Genomic DNA, 1,051 nt, shown 5'->3' on the forward strand with positions numbered 1-1,051 from the left:
GTTATAAATAAATGTTCCGGAATTCTGTAATTCAGTTCCAAGCCTAAAGTTTTTCCAAAAAAAGTCTTTCTCGCTAAGCATTAAGATTTGAAATGTAGGGTCTCTCTAAAATGACGCACAACGCCCACGCATTGGCGATGGGTGGGCAATTTATAACTTTCCGCCGGAACGTCTGCCCAGTAAACGAACAAAAAGCTGAGGTTTTTCTTCTGTTGCTCAATAGAGAATTTTCAGCGGAACTACTGCCCAATAGCGAACAAAAAGTTGATGAAATGCACGTCACGCCCAGCTATTGCCAATGCGATGTTAGCGGCTGTACGTTTTCTTCTTGGTAATTGTCCAATCTTTGTACGTGTATTTTATCGTAAAAGTTTTATCAGTAACATTTATCAACTCTATTCTATTGAGTTTTTCTGGTTCGTCAAATATTTCTTTCGGAAAAGGATAATCCTTCTGCTTCATTGTTCTTATATCGAACAAAGTCATCTTATCTGTTTCGTTTGGAACGTCATTTTTTGAGAATAATAATATCTGCTTTATTGTGTCTACACCAATCCACGCAACACCGTCTTTTAATAGATTGTCTCCGGTCTTTTTTTGAATTAGCTCAATATAATGTGGATTTCCTGAGCCAAATGAGTGAACTAAAACAAAGTAGCCATTAAAGTCTGCTCCGACATAACCTAAATTCTTATAAAGCATCCCTCTTGATGTTGATGCTAACTCAGTAATTATTTTGTTGCCTTTTTTAAGATATAAGTATTGTAAACTGTCGTCCGCTTGAAATGAAATTTTATAGCCGCCAATTAGTGTCGTGTCATAGTCATACGGTTCTAAGTCGTCAGAAGAATTGGTTTGTGCATTTGATGAAAAACCAATGATTAATGTTACTATGAAAATGTAGAGTGGTCGCATTATATAGCCGCTAACGTTCGCGCATTGCCGATGGTGGGGCAATTTTATTCATCAGCATAAATATAGTACAAAAGCCGGATTGAAAAACTGATGATGAGTTTTGTTCATCCGCCCCACTTTTGGCAATGCACTTGTT

At 37.1% G+C, this 1,051-nt stretch carries 1 protein-coding gene; it reads right to left on the reverse strand.

All coding sequences use genetic code 11. From position 1 onward, the window contains the following. Nucleotides 1–306: 306 nt before the first annotated feature. Nucleotides 307–915, reverse strand: a complete 609-nt coding sequence (locus FC093_RS23610) for a hypothetical protein (RefSeq protein ID WP_137264288.1) — start codon at nt 913–915, stop codon at nt 307–309. Between the last annotated feature and the right edge of the window lie 136 nt (nt 916–1,051).

The sequence above is a fragment of the Ilyomonas limi genome, assembly GCF_005233845.1.
GTDB classification, from domain to species: Bacteria; Bacteroidota; Bacteroidia; order Chitinophagales; family Chitinophagaceae; genus Ilyomonas; species Ilyomonas limi.

Coding starts and splice junctions, on each gene's coding strand:
- FC093_RS23610 (WP_137264288.1), bottom strand. CDS start 915: ATGCGACCACTCTACATTTTCATAGTAACATTAATCATTGGTTTTTCA.